Source organism: Olivibacter sp. 47, from assembly GCF_030372825.1.
Classification (GTDB): Bacteria; Bacteroidota; Bacteroidia; order Sphingobacteriales; family Sphingobacteriaceae; genus Olivibacter; species Olivibacter oleidegradans.
This window is the reverse complement of sequence record NZ_JAUCNR010000001.1, coordinates 2,658,099-2,683,844: the sequence shown is the minus strand read 5'-3', so window position 1 is coordinate 2,683,844 and position 25,746 is coordinate 2,658,099. Positions and strand designations below refer to the sequence as shown.

General features: G+C 39.8%; 22 protein-coding genes, 1 tRNA gene and 1 pseudogene. 16 read left to right on the top strand and 8 right to left on the bottom strand.

The features are described 5' to 3' along the window. Positions 1-275: 275 nt before the first annotated feature. A tRNA-Arg gene (locus QT327_RS11605) sits at positions 276-347 on the bottom strand. Positions 348-526: 179 nt separating this feature from the next. On the opposite strand from QT327_RS11605, the gene QT327_RS11600 reads away from it, so the two are divergent. Beyond that, positions 527-970 (top strand): DoxX family protein, encoded by a 444-nt coding sequence (locus QT327_RS11600; RefSeq protein WP_130857415.1) that lies wholly within the window; start codon positions 527-529, stop codon positions 968-970. A gap of 13 nt (positions 971-983) precedes the next feature. Here QT327_RS11600 and QT327_RS11595 read toward each other — a convergent pair whose 3' ends face one another. Next, entirely contained in the window at positions 984-1,454 is a 471-nt protein-coding gene (locus QT327_RS11595; RefSeq protein ID WP_289552955.1) for a DinB family protein, read from the bottom strand. A 167-nt stretch (positions 1,455-1,621) separates the two neighbouring features. Between QT327_RS11595 and QT327_RS11590 the strand changes: the two genes are divergently transcribed. The 13 genes and pseudogenes from QT327_RS11590 (at position 1,622) to QT327_RS11530 (ending at position 16,531) form a co-directional block, all read left to right on the top strand. Continuing rightward, the gene (locus tag QT327_RS11590) at positions 1,622-2,467 is read left to right on the top strand and encodes an AraC family transcriptional regulator (protein ID WP_289552954.1); all 846 of its coding nucleotides are present in this window, start codon (positions 1,622-1,624) and stop codon (positions 2,465-2,467) included. Positions 2,468-2,539: 72 nt separating this feature from the next. Then, entirely contained in the window at positions 2,540-3,007 is a 468-nt protein-coding gene (locus QT327_RS11585) for a VOC family protein (protein WP_289552952.1), read from the top strand. 165 nt (positions 3,008-3,172) lie between these two features. Then, complete coding sequence (locus QT327_RS11580) at positions 3,173-3,658, top strand: YdeI/OmpD-associated family protein (protein WP_013666387.1); 486 nt, start codon at positions 3,173-3,175, stop codon at positions 3,656-3,658. A gap of 290 nt (positions 3,659-3,948) precedes the next feature. Continuing rightward, positions 3,949-4,152, top strand: coding sequence for a hypothetical protein (locus QT327_RS11575; protein WP_013666386.1), 204 nt, complete (start codon positions 3,949-3,951; stop codon positions 4,150-4,152). Between the two features lies 1 nt (position 4,153). Beyond that, positions 4,154-4,837, top strand: a complete 684-nt coding sequence (locus QT327_RS11570) for a cell division ATP-binding protein FtsE (protein ID WP_013666385.1) — start codon at positions 4,154-4,156, stop codon at positions 4,835-4,837. Between the two features lie 152 nt (positions 4,838-4,989). Then, entirely contained in the window at positions 4,990-5,604 is a 615-nt protein-coding gene (locus QT327_RS11565; RefSeq protein WP_013666384.1) for a nucleotide exchange factor GrpE, read from the top strand. Positions 5,605-5,606: 2 nt separating this feature from the next. Continuing rightward, a pseudogene (gene dnaJ, locus QT327_RS11560) lies at positions 5,607-6,756 on the top strand (molecular chaperone DnaJ). Between the two features lie 380 nt (positions 6,757-7,136). Next, positions 7,137-7,739, top strand: coding sequence for an acyloxyacyl hydrolase (locus QT327_RS11555; RefSeq protein WP_130857413.1), 603 nt, complete (start codon positions 7,137-7,139; stop codon positions 7,737-7,739). A gap of 113 nt (positions 7,740-7,852) precedes the next feature. Then, complete coding sequence (locus QT327_RS11550) at positions 7,853-8,764, top strand: ABC transporter ATP-binding protein (protein WP_289552950.1); 912 nt, start codon at positions 7,853-7,855, stop codon at positions 8,762-8,764. 7 nt (positions 8,765-8,771) lie between these two features. Next, positions 8,772-10,097, top strand: coding sequence for an ABC transporter permease (locus QT327_RS11545; RefSeq protein WP_130857411.1), 1,326 nt, complete (start codon positions 8,772-8,774; stop codon positions 10,095-10,097). A 99-nt stretch (positions 10,098-10,196) separates the two neighbouring features. Beyond that, complete coding sequence (locus QT327_RS11540; RefSeq protein WP_289552949.1) at positions 10,197-10,808, top strand: HAD family hydrolase; 612 nt, start codon at positions 10,197-10,199, stop codon at positions 10,806-10,808. Positions 10,809-10,994: 186 nt separating this feature from the next. Continuing rightward, positions 10,995-13,325 carry a transglycosylase domain-containing protein gene (locus QT327_RS11535; protein ID WP_130857410.1) on the top strand — a complete coding sequence of 777 codons (2,331 nt, stop codon included), beginning with the start codon at positions 10,995-10,997 and terminating at the stop codon, positions 13,323-13,325. Between the two features lie 74 nt (positions 13,326-13,399). Continuing rightward, positions 13,400-16,531, top strand: coding sequence for a basic secretory protein-like protein (locus QT327_RS11530; protein ID WP_502910531.1), 3,132 nt, complete (start codon positions 13,400-13,402; stop codon positions 16,529-16,531). A 48-nt stretch (positions 16,532-16,579) separates the two neighbouring features. Here QT327_RS11530 and QT327_RS11525 read toward each other — a convergent pair whose 3' ends face one another. After that, complete coding sequence (locus QT327_RS11525) at positions 16,580-16,924, bottom strand: GIY-YIG nuclease family protein (RefSeq protein ID WP_130857408.1); 345 nt, start codon at positions 16,922-16,924, stop codon at positions 16,580-16,582. A gap of 100 nt (positions 16,925-17,024) precedes the next feature. On the opposite strand from QT327_RS11525, the gene QT327_RS11520 reads away from it, so the two are divergent. Continuing rightward, positions 17,025-17,795: an XRE family transcriptional regulator gene (locus QT327_RS11520; protein WP_289552946.1), complete on the top strand. Its 771-nt coding sequence runs from the start codon at positions 17,025-17,027 to the stop codon at positions 17,793-17,795. A gap of 36 nt (positions 17,796-17,831) precedes the next feature. After that, positions 17,832-18,734 (top strand): 3-hydroxyacyl-CoA dehydrogenase family protein, encoded by a 903-nt coding sequence (locus QT327_RS11515; protein WP_289552945.1) that lies wholly within the window; start codon positions 17,832-17,834, stop codon positions 18,732-18,734. Positions 18,735-18,821: 87 nt separating this feature from the next. Here QT327_RS11515 and QT327_RS11510 read toward each other — a convergent pair whose 3' ends face one another. The 5 genes from QT327_RS11510 to alaS all read right to left on the bottom strand — a co-directional run bounded on the left by QT327_RS11510 (position 18,822) and on the right by alaS (position 25,625). Further along, entirely contained in the window at positions 18,822-19,559 is a 738-nt protein-coding gene (locus QT327_RS11510) for an RluA family pseudouridine synthase (protein WP_013666373.1), read from the bottom strand. Positions 19,560-19,622: 63 nt separating this feature from the next. Further along, a complete protein-coding gene (locus tag QT327_RS11505) occupies positions 19,623-20,828 on the bottom strand; it encodes a GAF domain-containing sensor histidine kinase (protein WP_130857406.1) in 1,206 nt (401 codons plus the stop codon). Between the two features lie 276 nt (positions 20,829-21,104). Then, complete coding sequence (locus QT327_RS11500) at positions 21,105-21,791, bottom strand: response regulator transcription factor (protein WP_013666371.1); 687 nt, start codon at positions 21,789-21,791, stop codon at positions 21,105-21,107. 104 nt (positions 21,792-21,895) lie between these two features. After that, entirely contained in the window at positions 21,896-22,984 is a 1,089-nt protein-coding gene (locus QT327_RS11495; RefSeq protein ID WP_130857405.1) for a peroxiredoxin family protein, read from the bottom strand. A 25-nt stretch (positions 22,985-23,009) separates the two neighbouring features. Beyond that, complete coding sequence (gene alaS, locus QT327_RS11490) at positions 23,010-25,625, bottom strand: alanine--tRNA ligase (RefSeq protein WP_289552943.1); 2,616 nt, start codon at positions 25,623-25,625, stop codon at positions 23,010-23,012. Between the last annotated feature and the right edge of the window lie 121 nt (positions 25,626-25,746).

The window sequence follows — 25,746 nt, the reverse complement described above, 5'->3', positions numbered from 1 at the left end:
GTCGGTGATCCCGAAGACATTGTTGGCGTCGCACCTTCCCCGCACCTAAGGCCGCCAAGAGAGCGTTCGAACCCTGCCTGCCCTACTGTTCTCATCCCTTCTTATACACGAAAAGCCTCTCTCTCGAAAGGCTTTCTTTGTTCACCCGAAGGGATTGTTGGCGTCGCACCCTCCCCGCACTTAAGGCCGCCAAGAGAGCGTTCGAACCCTGCCTGCCCTACTGTTCTCATCCCTTCTTATACACAAAAAGCCTCTCTTTCGAAAGGCTTTCTTTGTTCACCCGAAGGGATTCGAACCCCCATCATCAGAACCGGAATCTGACATTCTATCCATTGAACTACGGGTGAAAAAATATTCGGCAAACATAGATAAAATTGTTATCATATGCAATCATAAAAACACCTCTTATTTAAATATTGAGATAGTAAACTGACAGTTAATCGATTAATATCATTTATCATCCAATTGGAGAAAAACTTTATTTTTTCTATGTTTGAATAGCTAAATCAGGACGGTAACCTCTATTATGTTATACGACAGGCCTAATCTTCTTTTTAAAAAACATGGACAATGGGCTCCTCTGTTTATAAGACTGGTTGCCGGGTATCACTTAGTACAGGGCGTAATTGATAATATACTCAGCCAGGCGCGGATGCAGGAGTTTATTTCCTTTCTAAATGCGCATCAGTTTCCCTATCCATGGGCAGCATATGTATCAGTATATGCTCAGTTTATCAGTGGGTGCTTGTTCGTGCTCGGATATTATCAACGCTTTGCCGCTGCTTTTATGGTCGTTAACTTTATTTCAGCCATCTTGATTGCACATATAGGGGATGCTTATTCCGATACTTTTCCCGCGCTATTTATGCTCGCTGCCTCGCTTTCTCTCTTCTTTAGTGGCGCGGGGAGACTGTCCGTTGATTATTATCGACACAGAATGGGCAAACACAGAAAACGCTCATTGTTTTGATTGATTGTTATAGTTAAGCATCTTGTTCCCGTATATAAAAGATATAATCGGTGCTTGGCAAGTTATGTCCGCATAATTTCAAATGCTGTCCAATTTGGGCACGATGATGTGTGCCATGATTAATGACATGGGCAAGAACATCCTCCAGTCGATTGGCAAAGGCCGTGCCTCTTGAATTTTTGTAGCTAACGGATTTAACAAAATCCTGCTCGTTCAATGTATTTAAAAAGTTTACCCAATCGGTATTATTCCTAAGCACAATGGCCTCCATCTCCATGATGTCCCAGTCTGGCCATAAACTCCCTCCAACGGTATTTTCCCCCCAACATCTTTTTAACCAAATTTGCTGTGCAACCAGTAAATGTGCCATTAGTCCGATAGCTTCATCACATTCCTTCGCTATTTTCAGCAATTCAATAAGTTTTAAATTGGTAGCCTTGTCATAACCAAAAAGTTTGATAAAATAGGCTGACATTTTCATCATATATTATTTTTTTACAGATAACAAAAATGAACATTCTAATACGATCAACCAATTTATTTCGAAGTTTCCGTCAATTGTAATTTTAAACTGCTACAAATAGGTAGACCGTATTTTCCTTACATCCTTGCATTTTAGGATGCGAAGGATTAATTTTATGTCCAAAGCGCATGACGAATATGCTACAAGGCCCTAAGACATATTGCTTTAAACCGATTCAACCGAGCAGTTTACATGAATGGGCTGACATTTCTTATAAGGAATATATGCCGGCCCCGAGCTTACGGGGGTATATATATTGCTATTGGGAATTAAAAAGCCTTGAAAGATTGTCGACACCTCTTCCCTACTATGTTGTTTCAGATGGATGTATTGACATCTTCATTGATGTACATACCCTGTCGGACATAGATATTATGGGACTTTCCAACAAATACCATGCTTTTTCGCTCTCCCACGATTTCCATTACATTGGCATCCGGTTTTTACCCGCAGCTTTCTCATCCCTATTTAAGTTCAACGCGAGCGCATTAACCGATTATTGCGAGCCGTTAAATTTTGTAAACCGAGAACTGCATAAGCGTCTGAACAATTTGATCGCTCGGCATTGGGAGGCAGCTTATCGCCAACCCGACATGGTTTTTAATCTCCATCAACTTATCGAACCATTTAACGCCTTTTTCAATCAAATAGCAAGGCAAGCGACTGAAGTCGACTTTCGGTTTAAACTGGCTTTCGATAAAATAGTAAATACAAGAGGTATCATTGATATTGAACACCTAAATGTACCGGTAAGCTCAAGACATTTACGGCGCTTATTCAAGTTCTATGTTGGCGAATCGCCTAAAGCGTTTAGTAAAATAGTGCGTTTTCAAAGTTTATTGAGCCTCAATCCTACTGTGGAGACACTAAAGACGGAAAAGTTTTTCTATGAGTTGGGGTATTACGACCAGGCCCATTTCATTAAAGAATTTAAAAGAATGTGTGGTTTCACACCGGCTAAAGCATTCAAATAAATGTCCGTTAAATGTCCGTTTTTTACAATGACTATATGAAGACAGTTCGCATCTTTGTTAAAAAGAGACGATATGAAATTCTTTATGATAGCAATTTTCATAAGCCTAAGCGGTTTATCTTCAATTAATGGTCAAACAAAAGAAACCAATCTGAAAACAATGAAACTGAACGCCGGTATTATTACAGACAAGATTCAAGAGAGCAAAACGTTCTACACTGAAATTCTTCAATTTGGAATTACTTTTGAAAACGATTTTTATCTTTTGTTGCATACCCCAAATGAATCAGCAGAAATAAGCTTTTTAAAACCTTATCACGCCAGTCAACAACCGTTATTTCATGATCCATTTAATGGCAAAGGCCTTTACCTGACGATAGAAGTAGATAATGTTGAGGAGATGTATCGACAATTGAAGAGCAAGGGGGTAGAAATAAAAATAGACTTGCGCGAAGAGCCGTGGGGTGATCGACATTTTGCAATTCAGGATCCCAATGGTATCGGGATCGATATTGTACAGTATACCGAACAAAAAAACTAACCCGCATTTTTATCTGTCTGTCCGTTTTCAACACATTTTATGCAAACCAATATATTTTCTATTTTAGCTGAAAATTTGGCATTGCTAAAGATGCCCTTAAATTTTAAGGATAGGAAAACCCTTTTTAGGTAATACAAGTTAGCGTTTGTTATTGCGATCACCACTATGGAAAGCATACAGATAAATCGAGAGGCTTTAATTGAACGGTTTCCCGGCAAAGGAGGATGGTCATATATTTTGATTCCGGAGATATCGCCCGATTATCGTAATCATTTCGGACAAGTAAAAGTAAGCGGATCTATTGACAGTTACATGCTTGACAAAGTGATCCTCATGCCTATGGGCGACGGCAAATTATTTCTACCACTTAATGCCGGTATTCGCAAACAGCTGCAGAAGCAAGTAGGCGACACCGTACAGCTCAAAATCTATCTGAACAAATCCGCTCGGATAACAGAAACGGATTTCATAGAAATTTTAGCGGATGAGCCGGCTGCATTCCGGTTTTATGCTGCACTAGCGGACACGGAAAAGCAGTCATATCTCGATTGGATCAATGAAACAAAAAACGAAGAGGCGCAAATTGCTCGCATAGCCGATTCTGTAAACGCGCTTTATGAACGGAGCCGGTACGATAGGTCCGGCAAATAATTAGGCCGCCCATTTTTTATTCAAAAAATGAATGGACAACAAATTGCTCATAGCGTCCTATTGGCGTTACACCTGCATTCCCCTCTAAATTGAAAATATAAACTTCTAAAAGATATTTCAGAACTAGCAGCAGCGGCTATAACATACTGAAATCCCGTGCTTCCTCTCGTTTGTAATCCCTGTCTTTCCCAACGAATCTTCTTTCAACAAATCAGTGCAACACACGATAAAGGGAAAATGTGCGTTGAAAAAAGATGATATTTCGTAGAATGTACTAACTTTGGCGTACCATGTATATCATTAAGGTAAAAGGTGTAGCAAAAATTCCGGACTATGTACAGCTGCGAGATGAAAATTTTACGCTCTTAGCATATTTTCGTGTAGACCGACCGGATAAATCGTTAGAAAAAATAGGACTGGGAGATAAAGCATCGTACATAATGAAAATAGTTGAGGAGTTACCTTTTGGAAAAATAAAAGAAATAGAACTGTAACATGATTCCAAGTACCGTTATCAAACTTAAAAATATAGATATCTATCAACAGAAGCATCTTGTACTGTCAAATGTAAATTTACAGATTGATTCGGGCGAGTTTGTTTTTATGATCGGTCAAACCGGCTCGGGAAAGAGTAGCCTACTGAAAGTTATTTATGGCGATCTTCCCATATCGACAGGAGACGGATTAGTTGCCGGCTTCGACCTTGGTCGATTACATGACAGAGACATTCCATTCTTACGAAGAAAACTAGGAATTGTTTTTCAGGATTTTCATTTACTGACTGACCGCACAGTTGAAAAGAATCTGGAATTTGTAATGCGAGCCACTGGTTGGAAAGACAAGAACTTAATAAGAGAACGTATGTTTGATGTCTTAGATAAAGTTGGTTTACGTTCAAAGTTGAAGAAGATGCCCCATGAATTATCCGGCGGTGAACAGCAACGGGTAGTAATCGCCCGTGCGTTACTGAACGATCCGGAAATCATTCTTGCCGACGAACCTACAGGTAATTTAGATCCTAATACATCAGAAGAAATTGTCTTATTGCTAAAAGAAATCAGTCGGGCAGGTACAGCCGTTTTAATGGCTACCCATGATTATCAGATTATCCGCAACATGCCTTCCCGCATTGTTAAAACAGAATCCGGTATACTACATGATAACGTAACCATTTCCTAGCGACATTGTGCTTTAGCTGCCTACTGACAATCGTTGACATAATGCGTCATTATGTTCGTATTGAGTAACAAAGACTGACAGACTGGCTGTCTGCTATGCATTGGCAGAGGTTTTGTGCTGAAAAAAATATTTTTGAACTGCTTTTTAGAATTATGGAAGAACAACGCAAAAAGGAAAATATTGAGGAAAATCAAAATCTCGAGAACAAGGATATCGCGGAAGAGTTGGAATCAGTGAATGAAGCGCGCCAACATACGAAAGCAGGTCTTAACGATGATGTAGAAGAGGCCGAAGCGGATGTAGAAGTGGAGCAAGAGGAAAAACTTCAGCAAGAATTGACAGAAGCCAACAATAAATATCTTCGTTTGTACGCAGAGTTTGATAATTATAAGCGCCGGACCTCCAAGGAGCGAGTGGAGCTATTGCAAACAGCGGGTAAAGAAGTTATCGGCGACTTATTGACGGTATTGGACGATTTCGAGCGTGCACGTAAATCAATGGAAAATGCGCAGGACATCCCTTCTGTAAAAGAAGGTGTCGAACTCGTTTATCAAAAGCTTAAGTCTATCCTTAACAGAAAAGGATTAAAAGAAATGGAGTCAGTTGGACAAGAATTTAATGCTGATCTACATGAAGCAATAACGCGAATTCCTGCCCCAACACCCGAGCTGGTTGGAAAGATAATCGATGAGGTAGAGAAAGGTTATTTCCTTAACGATAAAGTTCTGCGCTACGCCAAAGTAGTAGTAGGTAGCGAATCATTATAAAGATGGCAAAGAGAGATTATTACGACGTATTAGGTGTATCAAAAAATGCAGAACAAGCTGAAATAAAATCAGCTTATAGAAAACTGGCAATAAAATATCACCCTGATAAAAACCCAAACAACAAGGAAGCGGAAGAGAAATTTAAAGAAGCTGCCGAGGCCTATGAAGTGTTAAGTAATCCGGAGAAACGTCAACGCTATGATCGTTTTGGTCATGCCGGGAACAGTGCGAGCGGCGGTTATGGAGGAGGTATGAATATGGAAGATATCTTCAGTAATTTTGGGGATATCTTTGGAGGAGGCAACCCCTTTGAAAGTTTCTTTGGAGGGGGGGGGGCAATCACGCGGAGGAAGGCGAGCTGTAAAAGGAACGAATCTTCGCATAAAGGTAAAGCTTACCTTGGAGGAAATCGCAAAAGGCGTTGAGAAGAAAATCAAGGTAAACAAGCAAGTTGTTTGTAAAACTTGCGATGGCAGCGGTGCTAAAGATAGGTCTTCAACTTCTACTTGCCGCACATGCGGCGGTACGGGGAGTGTAAGACGGGTGACTAACACCATATTAGGGCAAATGCAAACAACAAGTACTTGCCCTACCTGTAACGGTGAAGGAGTTGAGATCACAGCTAAGTGTACTACCTGCCACGGCGAAGGATTGGTACGTGGAGAAGAAACCATCAGCATCAATATCCCTGCAGGTGTAAGCGAAGGCATGCAGTTATCGATGAGCGGTAAAGGAAATGCCGCTCCTCGCGGAGGTGTACCGGGCGATCTCATCATATTGATAGAGGAAATTCCGCATGAGATTTTGAAACGTGACGGAAATAATGTTATATATGATCTTTATATAAGTTTCGTAGATGCCGCGCTTGGCGCCAGTATAGAAGTACCAACTATCGACGGTAAAGCGAAAATAAAAATAGATCCTGGCACGCAGGGAGGTAAAATTCTTCGTCTAAAAGGCAAAGGCATTCCAGAGGTAAATTCTTATCACAAAGGAGATCAGCTAATATACGTAAATGTGTGGACGCCAAAAGCGCTTTCCCAAACAGAGAGAGAGCAATTAGAAAAATTAAGAGAATCGCCGAATTTCAAGCCCCAACCCGGGAAAAATGAAAAAAGCTTTTTCGAACGTGTAAAAGAATTCTTCGAATAAGATGTTAGCATAAAATAAAAAAACGCCGAACGCAATGGTTCGGCGTTTTTTTTGCTTCTTGGTAACCACCTATTTTAACTTATGCCTGCCAATCTCTATACTGTCATTGTCAATGTTGACAAAAATAGACAAATAGTCAGTTTATACCGCATAATCGATTTTGTCATTTAAAAAACATACGATCAGTAAACGAGTAAGTTATATAACTATTGTAAAAAGCAAATAAAATTGCACTTTCTTTTAATTGTCATAGAAGTTTAAGATTGGTTGCTTATACAACTTTATACAAGCTCTACGTCATATTTGGCACATAAGTTGACTAATGCACGGTGAAAGTCAGTCGAAGCACTGACTATAACGTTAACAAATTTATATTAAACATGAAAAAATTATTTTTAACTCTAACTGCCGCTGTAGCACTAGCTTTTACAGCCAACGCACAAACTGAAAAAGGTAAACTCTTCCTAGGAGGATCTGTTGGTTATAATTACAACAAAGTGAATGGCACGGACCATTCAAACCAGAGTTTCAACATTGTTCCTAATGTAGGATACTTTATCAGCGATAATTTCGCAATTGGTACCGGTGTCGGTTATCGCTATGGTCAGTACTACACTGACGGTGCAAATGATGTGGATTTGAAAGTTAAGCAAGGAGCTTTTGTAGTCGCACCTTTTGCTCGTGCCTATAAAGGAAATGAAATGTTCAAATTCTTTGGTCAACTTTCTGTTCCCATGGCTTTTGGAAGCACAAAAGTAGATGGCACAAAAGTGTCTAGCACAACTAGTTTCGGAGCACAGCTTTCTCCCGGTTTAGCATTCTTTCCACATAAAAATGTAGGTATTGAATTAAGTGTACGTGGTCTTTACTACGGTAATGACAGGATTAAAGATGAGGCGACCGGATCTAAACAAATTACCAATTCTTTTGGTTTAGCTAGTGATTTCTTTGCACCTCAATTAGGAGTACAATTTTATTTCTAAACTTTTACGCAGCGAAACCAAAAGGGATGTGCTTTGCACATCCCTTTTTTATATATCATATGTTGTAACAAATAAGCACCTCGCCTATCTAAACGGTACAAGATAAAATGCTCATGCTGTCAATCAACAACATCGTAAAGCAATATGCGGAGCATCGAGCCTTAGATGACGTGTCCATGCATATTGAAAAGGGCACCATCTTTGGATTACTCGGTCCGAACGGTGCAGGAAAAACTTCTCTTATTCGAATTATCACACAGATTACCGCTCCTGATAGTGGATATATAATGTTCAATGGTGATGTGCTCCAACCGGAACACATTAGCAAGATAGGTTATTTACCGGAAGAACGCGGGCTCTATAAAAAAATGCAGATCGGTGATCAATTGCTTTACTTAGCTCAACTAAAAGGTTTGTCAAAAGAAGAGGCGAAAAAGCGAATCAAACATTGGTTCGAGAAGATGGAAATGCAGTCTTGGTGGAGTAAGAAAGTGGAAGACCTAAGCAAAGGAATGCAACAAAAGGTACAATTTGTTGCAACGGTACTTCATCAACCGGAGCTACTGATTTTGGATGAGCCTTTTTCCGGTTTCGACCCGGTAAATGCTGAAATTATAAAAAAAGAAATACTGGAACTACATAGCAATGGCACCACCATTATTTTTTCTACTCATCGTATGGAATCAGTAGAAGAACTTTGCGATAATATTGCGCTCATTAATAAGTCCAGAAAAATCTTGGATGGCCCGGTTATTGACATAAAAAACAGTTATCGGGAAAACAAATATAAAATAACATATATAGGCGCGCAGGTTATCGATCCAAATGATACGCTATTTACCGTGGAAAAACGACTTACGGATAATCATGCAACCACACTGTATCTAAAAATAGCAGAGGGAAAAACGATCAATCATATGCTCTCCTACCTAATCCCCCAGGTTGAAATACAACATGTAGAAGAAATCATTCCTACCATCCATGAGATTTTTATAAAAGAAGTAACGTCTATCAACGCCAACTAGCAGCATAATGAATAAAATAGTTCTTATTATACAACGAGAGTATTTAAGCCGTGTAAAAAAGAAATCATTTTTAGTGACGACCTTCCTCGTTCCCTTCTTGTTTATCGCTATGTACGCGCTTATTTTTTATGTCGCATTAAACAATCGAGAACCTATTACAACGGTTTATGTAGTAGATCAGTCAGGCTTTGTGGCGAACAAATTAGAAGACACGGAACATCTGTTATTTCTAAGCACAGATGAATCAATTGCTAGCTTGAAAAAGAAAATGGAACGTGGTGAAACAAGCTCGCTACTCCTGGTTGTCCCGGCCGGTGTGGCGACCTCCCAAACTGTTGAGCTATACGACACCGAAAAAAAAGGTATAGGTACCATCAACACGCTTGAGTCAAAATTAAATGACATACTAAGAGCGAAAGCTCTAGCTGACGCAGGAATTGACATAAATACCTTAAACGGTATAAAGCCGGCTGTGTCCATCAAATCAAAAGAACTTACGGTGGATGGAGAAAAGGACAGCCATGTTGGGACGGCCATCGGAATTAGCTTTGGCTTATCAATCCTAATCTACATATCCCTGTTTTTATATGGAAATCAGGTAATGCGTGGCATTATAGAAGAAAAGAGTAACCGGATTATCGAAGTAGTTATTTCCTCAGTAAAACCTTTTCAGCTGATGATGGGTAAAATTATCGGCGTTGGCCTGGTCGGAGTTACCCAATTTGTTCTTTGGATTATTCTCTCTGTAAGCTTCATGGCCGCAACCTCTGCCGTAATGATCAATTCTAAACCCGAAATGCATACGTCCGTTAAGATGCAAGATGGGGTTGGTAACGGTGAGGTAAAGCAGAACAATCAAGAAAGGCAGTCAAAAATGGAGGCTATTGTACAACAGATCAAAGCCATTGATTATCCTTACGTATTAGGTTGTTTTTTGATCTATTTCATTGGCGGTTATCTGCTATACAGTGCCCTATTCGCCATGGTAGGATCAGCGGTAGATAGCGAAACGGAAACCCAACAATTTATGCTGCCCATTATCATGCCGCTATTGTTTACCTATATGCTTTCTTTTTCCGTACTAATCAATAATCCACATGGTTCCTTGGCCTTTTGGTTAAGCATGGTTCCCTTCACCTCACCTATCGGTATGTTGGTTAGAATTCCATTTGGAGTCCCCGTTTGGCAACTATTGCTGTCGATCGCCTTGTTGGTTATTGGCTTTTTGTTAACAACTTATGCAGCCGCGAGGGTTTACCGCGTTGGAATTTTAATGTATGGTAAAAAGGCAAGCTATAAAGAACTATTCAAATGGTTTAGGTACAAAGGTTGAACGCTTTTTCGAACGCTAGTTTTGTCATTTTTGCAATTCCATTAGGAAACAAAATAAATAAAGGACAACTTTGCGCTATTTATTTTGAACACTATATAGATGAATCAAGAAACGCTCGATAAGCTAAACATACTTAATGAAAAAACAAGCGGTAAATATAAAGCGCTCCTTTATGATTGCGATGGAACTTTAGCAGACAATATGCTTGCTCATAAATTGTCATACAAAGAGGCCGCAGCTAAATATGGAATAAATTTGGACACCGACATTATCGATGAACTGGCCGGCTGGCCAACCAGACTTGTTGCCGATGAAATCAGTAGACGTTATAATGTGATGTTGCCGGATACGTTCTCCAAAGAAAAGACGGCAGTATTCTTCGAAAAATACATTGATACAACCGAACCTATCGCTTACGTTACTGAGCACTTAAAAGCAAATGCAGGCAATGTACACATCGGTGTTGTATCAGGAGGTACGCGCACTACCGTACAGCGGACGCTATCAGTACTCGGTTTGACAGACTACATAGAAGTGCTTGTTTGTGCCGGCGAAACGCCTAATGGAAAACCCTTTCCGGATCCTTTTCTCGCCGCCGCCAAAAAATTAGGAGTGGCGCCTAAAGACTGCATTGTTTTCGAAGATGGTGATCCTGGAGTAGCCGCTGCAGAAGCTGCCGGCATGGATTGGGTCCGAATTGACAAAATTTGATGTAAAGAATTCCCTGTTTAGCATCTGTTTTAATGTTAATAAAGTTTACGCTGCCACAATAAAACTTCAGATTTTTTATAGAGATTTGCTTGACAGGTCTAGTATTAACGCTCGACACGCTAACCGGAAAAGCTATTTAACATTTTTTTACATTTATTTTAACTATTCATTTTAGATATTTACCGCATGTTTAGAAGAATTAAGAGTAGGTTTCTTCGTTACTTATTGATTTTCATCTATTTCGTCATAATCTTCTTATGTGCGATCGAGTTAAATTTTTTAGGTCTCTTCGGCTATTCCCCTACTGCACAAGATATTAAAGCACCTACGCTTCACGTAGCCTCCGAATTATATACAGCGGATGGTAAGTTAATCGGTCGTTATTTTAAAGAAAACCGATCCCCCGTAGTTTATGATAGTATTTCAAAAAGCATTACACAAGCTTTAGTCGCCACAGAGGATATACGATTTTTTAAACATAACGGTGTCGACTTTATTGCAGTAGCATCCAGTCTATTATCTACTGCACAAGGAGATAAACGCGGAGGCAGTACCATTACCCAGCAGTTGGCAAAGAATCTCTTTCGGACTCGTTATAATCAATCGGCCGGTTTATTAGGTAATATTCCGGGTGTTCGAATGCTAATCATTAAAATAAAAGAATGGTTTACAGCTATCAAATTGGAGCGTCGCTACAGCAAAGAGGAAATCCTGACAATGTATTTAAATACGGTGTCATTTGGCAATAATACGTATGGTATCAAAACGGCGGCAAAACGATACTTCAATCAAAACACCAATGATGTTACGCCGCCCCAGGCAGCCCTTTTAATAGGCATGCTCAAAGCAACCACTCTTTATAATCCGGTACGAAATCCCAAACGCTCTTTAGAAAGACGGAATATCGTCCTATCTCAAATGCAAAAGGCAGGCTTCATTTCACCTTCACAACTTAAACAATACAGGCAATCACCTATTGATCTAAGCTTAGGTACAGTAGATGAAGTGGGGAAGGAAGATTCTTATCTGCGTGGTGCGGTAGAGCGGTTTATCGAAAAATGGTGCGATGAGAACGGTTATGACCTTTACGAAGATGGGCTTAAGATTTATACAACCATTGATTCCAGATTGCAGCGCTATGCGGAGGAAGCAGCCTACGATCAAATGGCTGTTCTACAAAAAAGGTTGGAAAATACTTGGGGGAAAGAGCTACCATGGCGCGATTCCAAAGGAGAAGTAATTGAAAACTTTTTGGAAAATTTGGCAAAAAGGCTTCCAATTTACTCTTTTCTTGACAAGAAATTCAAGCACAACCAAGACAGTATTCTTTTTTACCTGAATCAACCAAAACCGATGAAAGTTTTCACTTGGGACGGTATGAACGAAGTTGAGTATTCCACGATGGATTCGCTTGCACATTATGCGAAAATGCTTAACACCGGCATGATGGTAATGGACCCTTATAGTTCGGAGATAAAAGTATGGGTGGGTGGTATTAACCATCAATTTTATAAATATGACCATGTTAATCAAGCGAAGCGCCAAGCGGGGTCGACATTTAAACCATTTGCCTATTTAACCGCCCTGGAACAGGGGATGTCACCTTGTGATAAATTTCAGGACAAGGCGGTAAAAATCAATTATGTTGAGAACGGTGAAGCAAAAACATGGGAACCGAAAAACGCCGATTGGACCTTTTCGGGCATCAATATGTCTTTACGCTGGGCTATGGGTAGGTCCATTAATTCCGTAACGGCCCAAATAACAGAAAAAGTTGGCTGGGATAATGTGGTAAAGACTGCCCACAAATGCGGCATAACCAGCCATTTAGAATCGGTGCCGTCGGTAAGTTTAGGATCAAATGACGTAACGGTTTATGAGATGGTAAGCGCCTATGCTACCTTTTTGAATAAAGGGAATCATGCAGAACCCATTTTGGTCAAGCGTATCACAGACCAAGATGGTCATTCTTTAGCAGAATTTAAACCAAAGACAAAAAGGGTCATTAGTGAAGAAATCGCTTGGTTGATGACTTATATGCTTCGCGGGACGATGGAAGAACCGGGAGGGACATCGCAAGCCTTATGGGAATGGGATCTGTGGAAAAAGGGTAATCAAATAGGCGGAAAAACGGGAACCTCTTCCGACTATGTGGATGGATGGTATATGGGTATCACGAAAGACTTAGTGGCCGGTGTTTGGGTTGGAAATGATGAACGCAGCATACACTTCCGAAATTCGGCCACCGGAGAAGGTTCGCGCACGGCCCTTCCAATCTTTGCTAAGTTTATGGAAAAATTATACCACGACCCGGAAAGCGGCTATACTTACGGCCCTCTTCCCGAGCCAACTGTGGCGATTACACGCGAATATAAGTGCCCAAGCCCGCGGATACGGATTCCGGACAGCACACGAGCAGATAGCCTCCCTCCCATTCTGAGTCCGATTTTGGAACCGCACAGTGAAGATGAGCTTCAACGAATCAATGAACAGCTTAAACAACAGCCGAATGAATAGAAGAAACCGAGTTTAAGTTGCGCAAATAAATTCTAAACGCTAAATTAGTATCCCAAATTGTACCTAAGCATCATATGAAGCACCTTATTCCGGCAAAAAAGAGATTTTACAAAACTATTTGGGCAATAGCCTTTACATTTTGTTTCATACCTACCGTTTTTGGACAATATTTTGGCCAAAATAAGATGCGATATAAAGCATTGGATTTTAAAGTAAAGCAATCACCCCATTTCGATTTCTATACTTATCTAAAAAACGATAGTCTATTAACTCGTTTCATGCAAGAAAGTGAGCTTTGGTACGAACTGCATCAGCAAGTTTTTAGAGATACATTTCTTCGGAAGAATCCCCTCATACTTTATAATAACCATCCGGACTTTCAACAAACTACTGCTATTGGCGGAGAAATAAGTATAGGTACGGGAGGTGTTACAGAAGGGCTCAAGAATCGCGTAGTAATGCCGATTATGCAAATCAATAACCAGACACGCCATGTTCTGGGGCACGAGTTGGTCCACGCCTTTCAATATCATTCCCTTATTGAAGGCGATTCAACCAAGCTGGAAAATATAGGAAATCTTCCTCTTTGGATGGTGGAAGGAATGGCCGAATATTTATCCGTCGGAAAAAAGGATGCTTTTACCGCCATGTGGATGCGAGATGCTTATTTAAATAAGGATATTCCGAGCCTTAGAGACTTAACAGAAAGCAATAAGTATTTCCCTTACCGCTATGGTCAAGCATTCTGGGCTTACATCGGTTCTACTTACGGGGATACAGTGATTGTGCCTTTTTTCAAAAACACCGCTAAGTACGGATATCAAGCGGCGATTAAATACACCTTTGGATATGACGAACCTACGCTGTCAAATTTATGGCGTACAAGTATCGAAAATGCCTATAAACCGCTTCTAATCGATACGGCTCAAGTACCAAGGGGGCAAATGATCATTAATAATAAAAACGGGGGTAATATGAATGTTTCCCCAACCATTTCCCCCGACGGTAAATACGTCGCTTTCTTATCAGAAAAAGATCTCTTCAGTATTGATTTATTCTTAGCAGATGCCGGAACAGGTAAAATCATACGAAAGCTGAGTAGTCGACAGAACAATTCGCACATTGATGAGTTCAGTTATATAGAAAGTGCAGGATCCTTTTCCCATGACAGCAAGAAATTTGCGTTTAGTGTGTTTAGCCAAGGGCGCACGAAATTGTTGATAGTCGACGTGGAGACCGGTAAAACACTTGCTACAGAAAGTATGGGAGATATCGGTGAGTTTGCTAACATAACCTGGTCGCCCGATGGAAACCTCGTGGCATTCTCGGGACTTAAAAACGGATATAGTGATATCTACTTATATGATTTGTCAAATAAGAGCTTGACCCAACTTACCAACGACTGGTATTCCGATTACCATCCTAGTTTTTCAAGAGATGGTAAAAAAATTGTTTTCAGTACCGATCGTTTAAGCTTAGAAAGTGGTTACGAAGGAGTTGATATTCCATTGGGCTTAGCCATTATCGATATAAGTACAAAAGAAATCCGGAAGATCGATATCTTTCCGGGCGCCAATAACCTGAACCCCCAGTTCTCGGCAGATGATAAGCAACTTTATTTCCTGTCAAACCGTGATGGTTTCAGGAATCTATACCGTTACACGTTTTCGTCCGGAAAAACTGAACAGCTTACCGATTATTTTACAGGAATTAGCGGAATCACCGAATATTCACCCGCTTTAAGTGTATCTGCAAACGATGATATTCTCTACTCATATTACCGTTCGCAAAAATATACCATCTACAATGCTAAACCAAGCGACTTTACGGCGAAGGAGGTACCAAATAACGAAGTAAATTTTAACGCAGCGCTACTGCCACCTCCTCAATCACTGGGTGTAGATGTAGTTAATAGTAACCTTCGAAACTACAATATTTTTCAGCGTATTGGTAAGTCGCTCATAAAACCGGTACCATACAAACCAAAATTTCAATTAGACTATTTACAGGGAAGTGGTGTCGGCGTAGCCGTTGGCAGTAGATATGGCGCGGGCTTATCCAGTGGGATCCAAGGTATTTTCTCCGATATTTTAGGACGAAATCAATTATTTGCCGGGGTTGCTATTAATGGGGAGGTATATGATTTTGGCGGTCAATTTGCCTATATCAATCAAAAGGGAAGAATCAGTTGGGGAGGGTCTATTTCTCATATTCCTTTTATGTCCGGATTGATGAGCTATGGGAATGAGGAAATTAACGGAAACACCTATTTTACGGAGAATACGGATATTATACGTACTTTCCAAACACAGATAGACGCTTTTGCCGCTTACCCCCTATCGAGAACAACTAGATTTGAACTGGGGGGCGCAGTAGCCCGCTACAGCTATCGGATTGATCGATTCTCTAATTATTACGACCCCAATACATTCTATTTCTTAGGCAGTGACAGAAGAAAATTATCAAAAGAAGAAGCGAGCAGAACCTATGGAGGTAATTTTAATTCTTTTACCTTGCAGCAACTAAATGCGGCCTTTGTTGGTGATAATTCTTATTTTGGTGTAGCTGCCCCTTTAAGTGGTTATCGGTATAGATTAGCTGCCGAAAAGTATTTCGGCGATTTTAATTTTACCGCCTACACCGCTGACCTGCGTAAGTATCACCGTATTAAGCCTATCTCCCTGGCTGCGCGTGCTTACACATACATGCGTGTTGGTAGTGGTGAGGATCAATTATATCCGCTCTATATAGGCTATCCATTTCTCATCAGGGGCTATGAATCTGCGTCATTCTACAATAATAACGGCAACGTTTATCAAGGGTACAATGTGAATCAATTGATGGGTTCCAGAATAGCGGTAGTGAATCTAGAAGCAAGGTTACCATTTACAGGCCCGGAAAAGCTGGCAGCCATTAAATCCGGGCTACTATTCTCTGATTTAAATGTATTTTTTGATATGGGACTCGCTTGGAGTGCCGGAGATAAGATTGCTTTCAAAAGTAATCCGGATAAAATTGGCGAACAGGTTAACCCAGATGGATCAACTGTTGACATCTACGAACGAGTTCCTGCTATGAGTGCCGGAGTCTCTTTACGGGTTAACATCTTTGGTTACTTTGTTTTAGAACCGTATTATGCTGTTCCTTTTAACAGAAAGGATCTAAAATTTGGTACTTTTGGTCTTAACTTCGCGCCGGGATGGTAAATTGTTTTAATTGATTTGACCTTACACCGGCTTCATGCACACCCATCATCACCAAGCTCTCATCGAGGAAAAGCGAAGAGGTTGTTGTGGATTAGCAACTAAATTATCTATGCCTAAACATAAACTTAGATCCTGCCAATCTTTATTTTTTGCTCTAATAAGACGTTCTTTTTGAGAACGCGTAAAAGCAGATAACACATTGAAGCGAGCAATACCTAACTCCTCTGTATCAATTTCCTCAAAATAAACCAATCTGGAAACCTTGGCAGCTGTATCAAAAAAAAGTTGCCTATGCTCCTTATAAAATGTCATTGTTTTAAACAAATCATCGGTTAATCCTACATGTAAATATTGTCGGTTACAGTCTGTCAATATATATACAAATCGCTTCATAACAAAATACACTAATATTTTTCGCTAATTGAATTTTATTTACTAACTTTATTGGCACAATGATACTAACAATTTTAGTAAAAACAAAATTATTTTAAAAATGAGCAATATCGCATCAAATCTTAAATACCTCAGAAGAAAAAAGGGGCATACACAACAGCAATTCGCTGATTTAATGGAAATTAAGCGTTCTCTTGTTGGCGCTTATGAGGAAGATCGTGCGGAACCGAAATACGAGTTGCTAAAAAAATTCGCATCCTATTATGAGTTAACTATGGACGAACTTGTCAATGAAAAAATTGACGATAAATGGAAGCCTACTCCGAAGGGTGATTCATCCAGTGTCCGTGTTTTAAGTATTACGGTCAATGAGGATGATCGTGAAAATATTGAGCTTGTACCGGTTAAAGCGAGCGCAGGTTATCTAAATGGCTATGCCGATCCGGACTATATTAGTGAATTGCCAAAATTCAGATTGCCTTTCTTTAAACAAGGAACTTACCGCGCATTTGAATTGAAGGGAGATTCCATGCTTCCTTTACAACCTGGTACGGTTGTTATTTGCGAGTACGTTGAAGATTGGTTTGATGTTAAACCCGATCAGACTTACGTCATTATTTCGAAATCCGATGGAATTGTTTATAAAAGGATAGCGCATAAATTTAAGGAAGAGAAAGGATTGAAATTGCTTTCGGACAACAAAGTATATGAACCTTACTGGGTAGAAACACCGGATATTTTAGAAATATGGAAAGCCAAAGCATTTATTAGTACAGAATTTCCAGAACCGACGGCAGAGCCAAGCTTAGAAACTCTTACCACCATGATGGCACAAATGCAAAAAACAATAAGTGGTATGAAAACCGAATAAAATACTGTTCATCAAACCGAAAAAACAATATAACAGATGAAAAACATAACGGTAATTGGTTCAGGAACCATGGGTAACGGTATTGCGCACACCTTTGCTCTTCATGGCTATTCGGTATCTCTTGTAGACCTAAATGAGCAGGCCTTAACAAAAGCCATAGATATTATACAAAGAAATTTAGATAGGCAGATTAGTAAAAGTAAACTAACTGAAAATGAAAAAATCGCTACTTTAAATAATATAACGACGTTTACAGATTTAAAAGGAGCCGTTGCCGAGGCGGATCTGGTCATTGAAGCGGCAACAGAAAATGAGGCTGTCAAATCGCGCCTCTTTAATGAATTGGACGACCTTTGTGCTGATGCTACCATTTTAGCTTCTAATACTTCGTCTATTTCCATTACACAACTCGCTTCTAACACAAAAAGACCGGATAAAGTCATTGGTATGCATTTTATGAATCCGGTTCCAATGATGCAATTGGTTGAAGTGATAAGGGGTTATCGTACGAGTGAAGCAGTTACCAATACAATTTTTACTTTGGCAGCCAAACTTCAAAAAACACCTGTCATTGTACAAGACTACCCTGGTTTTATAGCCAATAGAATCCTCATGCCGATGATTAATGAAGCAATTTACAGCCTATATGAAGGCGTTGCCGGTGTGATGGAAATTGATACGGTTATGAAGCTCGGTATGGCGCATCCAATGGGCCCACTGCAATTAGCAGATTTTATAGGTTTGGATGTGTGTTTAGCTATTCTAAAGGTATTACACGAAGGTTTCGGAAATTCTAAATATGCGCCATGTCCGCTATTGACCAATATGGTAGCTGCGGGCCATCTGGGAAAAAAATCAACTATTGGATTTTATGATTATCGACAATCTGATGCCAAGGAACTTATAGTTGCTAGCAGGTTTTCGAATTCGAGATTCTAATATTTTCCTGATTCACTGACTTATAAATTCTTCACTCCTTTAGATTGTTGAAAGGTAGTGCGTTCTGTCAACGGCTGGCTCATCAGTTTAGCTATCAAATCGCTCCAACTGTTTTAATAAAGTTGCGAAATCTTTAGGGTACGGGGCCTCAAAACTATAGTCTTTTCCATTTATAGAGAAACTCAATGCTCTAGCATGTAAAGCAAATCGTTTCATAATTGGGAGTTCTTCTTGTCCTTTACTTAATGTATAGCCCCGTTTAATCTGTGAGAGATAAACGGGTTTGCCTTTATAAAGACTATCTCCTACAATAGATGCATGTTGCGTAGCGAGGTGAATTCTAATTTGGTGCATGCGACCCGTTATTGGCCTACACTCCACCAAAGTATAATGCTTAAAATAAGCAAGCGACTTAAACCACGTTTCGGCTAATTTGCCATTCGCTTTATCAATGGTAACGTTTTTATTACCCAGATTCAGAATTGGAAGGTCCACCTTTAGGTCCTCAAAGATGTGAGTTCCCCCAATAATAGCATGATAAATCTTTTTCACTCTTCTCTTCTCGAACTCGATAGAAACAGAGCGATAGGTATCAGGATTTTTAGCAATTAATAATAAACCGGAAGTTTCTTTGTCGATACGATGACAAACTTGCGCGTCCGCATGGTATGACTTCGCCATTCGAAGTATGTTAATTTCTCGCCCCTCTCTTTCATCCAGCGATGCAATAAATGGTGGTTTATTTACGACGATTAGATTATCATCTTCGAAAATGATGAGCTGATTGAACTTCGGAAATTTAAAATTAAGCGCTTTTTCTTCCATAGAAGTGCAAAGGTATAAAAAGAGGACGACATGTTCGTCAAAGAGCGATCATTTACTTTAGGCTTAAAGTTCCGCCAAAGGTAAAGCAATGAAAAAAGAGGATCCTTTTTCCTTCCCTTGACTTTCTGCCCAAATCTTTCCACTATGAAGTTCCACCAAGGTTTTAACGATCGATAGTCCTAAGCCATTACTTCCTTCTTTGCCCGTTGGCACAGAACTTAGACGGGCAAATTTTTTGAACAGTTTCTTCATATCCTGTTCAGAAAGGCCTTGCCCTTGATCTCGAATTTCAATTAAAGCCTTGTTATCTACCTCCTTAGCTATCAAATTAATCGTTGTATCAGCATATGCGTATTTGGAAGCATTACTTAACAGGTTTTCAAATATCTCGCGTAATCGTGCTTTATCACCGGCGACAGGCCGTTGAATAGTATTTTCGAAAACTACCCGCTGTTTTTTTTGGTTGGCAATAATCTCAAAATCCGTCAAAAGATCTTTAAGCAATGAATCAAGCACACACGGCTCTATCTTAAGCTTCATTTCGCCATCTTCTATCTGCGATAAATTTAACAGATCGTTCAAGCTCGAAAGGATAAAATCGGATGATTTGATAATTCGCTCGGTCATTGCCTGCGTCCCTTTATTCTCCTTTGCCTCTCGCTGAATCAACTGCGCGTAAAGCTTGATGGATGTTAGCGGATTTTTAAGGTCATGAACGGCTGCGTTCATTAAATCAGTTTGTACCCGTACCGCATTGCGTGTAGCTAAACGAAATTTCAACTCATCCATTACTATGGACGCAAGACTCTTCAACATTTCCAACTGCTTCTCTGACGGATATTTAGCTGTAGGATGACTAACACAAAGTGCGCCGATTTTATACCCATCAGGCGTCTGAAGTGGCGCAGCAGCATAGAATCCGATACCAAGCGCTTTTAAATGTTCCGGATTTTCAAGTATCTCCGAAGCCTCTTCTATATTATTAATCACGGCTACTGTGTCCTGTAAAATCGCCCAAGAACAAAGACTATCAGTACGGTTAGTATAGCGTTCAAAATGGCCTGTAGTATCTGATTTTAAGAATACCGTTTTTTCGTCGACAAAGGATATAAATGCGCCCGCAACTTCAAAAAACTCCATAGCCAACTTCGCAATCTTATCGAACGCGTCTTCCGGTGGCGTATTCAGAATATCATACTTATACAGCTTCCGCAAACGGTCCTGCTCGTTCGGAGGAATTATATTGAGCCACTGACGATAGATTCCCATAGGTAGCAATTATGTCGTAAAACTATAATTATAATTTCAACTATCTTCTTTGAGATCATTGATATCCCTTAAGATGATTTTTTATTGACACAATTGCAAGATACAAAAAATGGGCGACCTCTTTTCGGTAAAGGAAAAATTTGTAAGGCTTGGATGACTTTACTTCCTATATATCCCGAAAATGAAAAGGATCAGGTAAAATTCGAAATCTCAAAGGGCGCCACAGAAAGATTAAATGGAAAAGGGGCTAAGCACCCCCTTTAGAAATATAATGAATTAGGCATCAAATTTATACCCAACTCCCTTTACGGTAGAAACATAATCATCCCCTATCTTCTCTCGCAGCTTTCGAATGTGCACATCAATGGTTCTGTTAGTTACCACAACAGAATCTTCCCAAATACTCTTCAATATTGTTTCTCTAGTATAAACTTTTCCAGGTTTAGAAGCTAATAAGTATAACAATTCAAATTCTTTTTTTGCAAGAACAATTTTCTCATCGTTCTTATATACCAAAAAGGTTTCCCTATCGATTACAAGGTCGGCGATTTCAACTTTATTTTCTAAAGTCTCTTCTCCTTTGCTGTTTCTTCTCAAAATTGCATTAATCCTGCTAATCAACGCCCTTGGTTTAATAGGCTTCGCGATATAGTCGTCAGCACCAACATTAAAGCCTGCAATTTCGGAATACTCTTCACTTCTTGCTGTAAGAAATACCATAAAAGTGTTTTTAAACTCCGGCATGCTTCTCATAATCCGACAAGCTTCAATACCATCCATTTTCGGCATCATGATGTCAAGTATGATGAGATCCGGGTTTATCTTCCGTGCCGTTGATACAGCTTCCTGTCCGTTAGTGGCCGTAAAAACCGAATATCCTTCACGCTTTAAGTTATATTCAATTAGTTCGACTATATCGGGCTCATCGTCAACGACTAATATCTTGTATTTAGCACTGCTCATGTTCAATAATTTTAGGTCTAAATTATGTACTTAATTGCAAATAAAAGTTAAGACAGTATTAACAAATTGTTAATGATCACCCATTGCTTGACATCTAGTTAAAATTATAGCGTTTTTTCCAAAAAATCTGCCAGTTTTTGTCCTCTTAGATTTTTAGCAACAATAATACCCTCCGGATTAAGCAGAAAAGACGCAGGAATACTTGAAATTTTGTATAATTCTGCAGCTTTACTATTCCACGCCTGCAAATCTGATACATGTGTCCAAGTTAACTGATCATCTTTTATTGCTTTCAGCCAAGCAGCTTGATTATTATCCAAGGACACCCCTAATATCGTAAAATTTCTATCTTTATAAGTATTGTATTGTTTTACAATATTGGGGTTTTCCTCTCTGCAAGGCACGCACCAGGATGCCCAAAAATCGACAAGGGTATATTTACCACGGAAGTCCGACAGCTTGACTGTCTTCCCTTTTTGATCCATTAATTCAAAATCGGGCGCTTTCTGCCCCACCATTAGCGGTTTCAATTCAGCCATATGGGTAACAAAATCTCGCACGGCAGCATTTTTAGGAAATTTATCCTTTATAGTGTCGGCATAGGCCATCATTTCCGCTTCGTACTCTGCGGGATCTAATGAACTTATTGCATAGAAGCCCGCTAAATTGTTAACATTTCGATTAGCGAAGGCCAATACCTCTTTTGAAAATTGGTCCAGGTTGTTTTTATATTTCACAAACAGTTCATCCCTAATCTCTTTTTCTTTTGACGGCTCCCTTTTTAATCGCATTTGAAATTCGCCTTCTATTTCCCTGGATATGGCAGAATAACGGGTATTAATTTCACTAAACTCCTTTATTTTGCTAGAAATTTCGGAACCAATAACTTCGTAATTTCCACTCGGATCTTTGATATTGGCCTTAAAGCTCACCTCTTCGCCGTTGGAAAGAACAAAAAAGTAATTATTTTCTCCAACTTTTAAATTGTAAAACTGCGGGATAGGTGCCGTTCTCCGAAAGCGAAACTTATTATCGTCATTCAAAAAAGCTGAATCTACAACCTCCCCTCCTTCATATAAAAAAACTTTTTTGACCTGATCGTTGTTGATAAGCTCGCCGTTCAAGACAAACTGATCCTTATTACTGCAAGCAGCCAAAACAAAAATACTTAGAGCTCCTAATATCTTCTTCATCCGTAAATATTTAGTTCAAATTCATTTAACCAACAAAAGATTTCGCCTTTTCAAGAGCAACGGTTAAACCTGAAGAATCCTTTCCTCCTGCTGTTGCATAAAAAGGTTGACCACCACCACCGCCTTTTATTTCTTTTGCCAGCTCCCTAACAATTTTTCCCGCATCCAGCCCACGGCTCACTAAATCATCCGATAATACTACAGTTAAATTAGGTTTACCATCAAAATCAGCGGCTAATACTAAAAACAGACCATTATCGATTGCCTTTTTTATAGCAAAGGCTAAATTTTTAACAGCATCTGCATTTGGTAACTCCACTTGCTCACCGATAAAACGCACTCCATTAATGTCAATTGCCTTTTCTACAAGCACCTGCCTTAACTGTTGGGCCTTTTCCACCAATGATTTTTCTACCTCTTTTTTCAGTTTACTGTTTTCCTGTAAAAGACCGGTAATAGCGGCACTCAGATCTTTAGGATGTTTAAGTAAGTTTTTCAACTCATTGATCAACTCATCCTGCCTATCAATAATTTCTTCTGCCCGTCTACCGGTAATAGCTTCAATGCGTCTTACACCTGCGGCAACGGCACCCTCGCTCAAAATTTTGAAGAAGCCGATATTTCCGGTATATTGGACATGCGTTCCGCCGCATAATTCTTTTGAAAAGTTTTCATCGAAAATTATCACCCGTACAAAGTCACCGTATTTCTCACCGAATAAGGCTGTCACTCCCATATCAATAGCATCATTATACGGTACATTCCTTCGTTCATCCAAGGCTAAATTTTCTCTGATTTTTGCATTGACAACTTGTTCAACTCTTCTTAATTCTTCATCGGGAACTTTAGCAAAATGGGAAAAATCAAAACGGAGCACCTCTTCGCTTACTAAAGATCCTTTTTGATTTACATGTTCTCCCAAAACTTGCTTTAGTGCTGCGTGTAACAGATGGGTCGCTGAATGATTACTTTGGATATCCCGACGCCGATCTTCAGCTACCTTCGCAAAAAAAACACCTTCAAGATGCGAAGGGATTTCATCAGAAAAATGGATAATCAATCCATTTTCCTTTTTCGTATCAACAATCTGAATCGTTTCTTTCGATGTTTCATGTATTAAAATTCCGGTATCTCCCACCTGTCCACCACCTTCCGCATAAAATGGTGTTTGCGACAACACTAATTGGTATTGAATCTTTCCCTTAGCTGAAACTTTACGATATTTAAGTATCTTCGTTTCGGTTGCTAAGTTATCATATCCTACAAAGTGTGTTTCTCCATCTTCACTTACGGTAACCCAGTCGCCCGTATCAATCGCAGTCGCAGCTCGTGAGCGCTCTTTTTGTTTATTCAACGCATTTTCGAATCCCGGCATATCTACTTTCCATCCCTTTTCCCGAGCCATCAAATCAGTCAAGTCGATCGGAAATCCATAAGTATCATATAATTCAAAAGCGAAATCCCCACTAACCAGCCCCTGATCAGTGTGATAGCTTTCAAAGCGCTGGATACCGGTTACTAAAGTTCGTAAAAAAGATAACTCTTCTTCCAAAACAACTTTTTGTACGAAATCCTGCTGTTTGTAAAGTTCATCAAATACGCCTTTAAACTGCTGAGCCAGCGGAATCACTAATGTATTTAAGAAGGGCTCTTTGAAATTTAAAAATGTATAAGCATAACGAACGGCTCTCCGCAAGATCCTTCTAATTACGTATCCCGCTTTGTTGTTAGACGGAAGCTGTCCATCTGCAATAGCAAACGAAATGGCACGAATATGGTCAGCCATTACGCGCATCGCAATGTCCTGCTGCTCGTTTTCGCCATATTGTACCTTCGCCGCTTTCGCAATTAACTGGATAAGCGGCTGAAAGATGTCCGTATCATAATTGGAAGTTTTGCCCTGCAATACACGTACCAGGCGTTCAAAGCCCATACCCGTATCCACATGCTTTGCAGGAAGAGGTTGCAAGGAACCGTCTTTTAAACGATTAAACTGCATAAAGACATTATTCCATATTTCAATTACTTGCGGATGATCAGCATTGACCAAGGTGCTCCCATCAATCATCCGACGCTCTTCGTCGCTTCTACAATCCACATGTATTTCAGAGCAAGGCCCACACGGCCCGGTCTCCCCCATTTCCCAGAAATTATCCTTTTTGTTTCCCTTCAGGATGCGGGTTGAATCAATATGTTCTTTCCAATAACCATAGGCTTCGGTATCTTCCGGTAAACCTTCCTCGCTGTCTCCTTCAAATACAGTAACATATAATCGGTCTTTATCTATTTTGTAAACATTGGTTAAGAGCTCCCAACTCCAGGCTATTGCCTCTTTTTTGAAATAATCACCAAAGCTCCAATTGCCCAGCATTTCAAACATAGTATGATGGTACGTATCGATACCAACCTCTTCTAAATCATTATGTTTCCCCGACACCCTCAAACAACGTTGCGTATCTACAACCCTTGAATACTTAATGGGAGCCTCACCCAAAAACAGTTCTTTAAACTGGTTCATCCCGGCATTGGTAAACATCAGGGTTGGATCATTCTTTACTACGATCGGTGCAGAAGGTACTATTTCATGTCCCTTGCTTTTAAAAAAAAATAAAAATGCTTGTCTTATTTCTCTACTAGTCATTCACTAGAATAATTAAATATGTTCCAACGGCTATCTTAAAGATGCACAAAGTTAAGCTATTTCAAGCACGATCGCTAACAGAATCGGCTCTTATTAAAAAAGCTGTCCAAAAACCACTTAC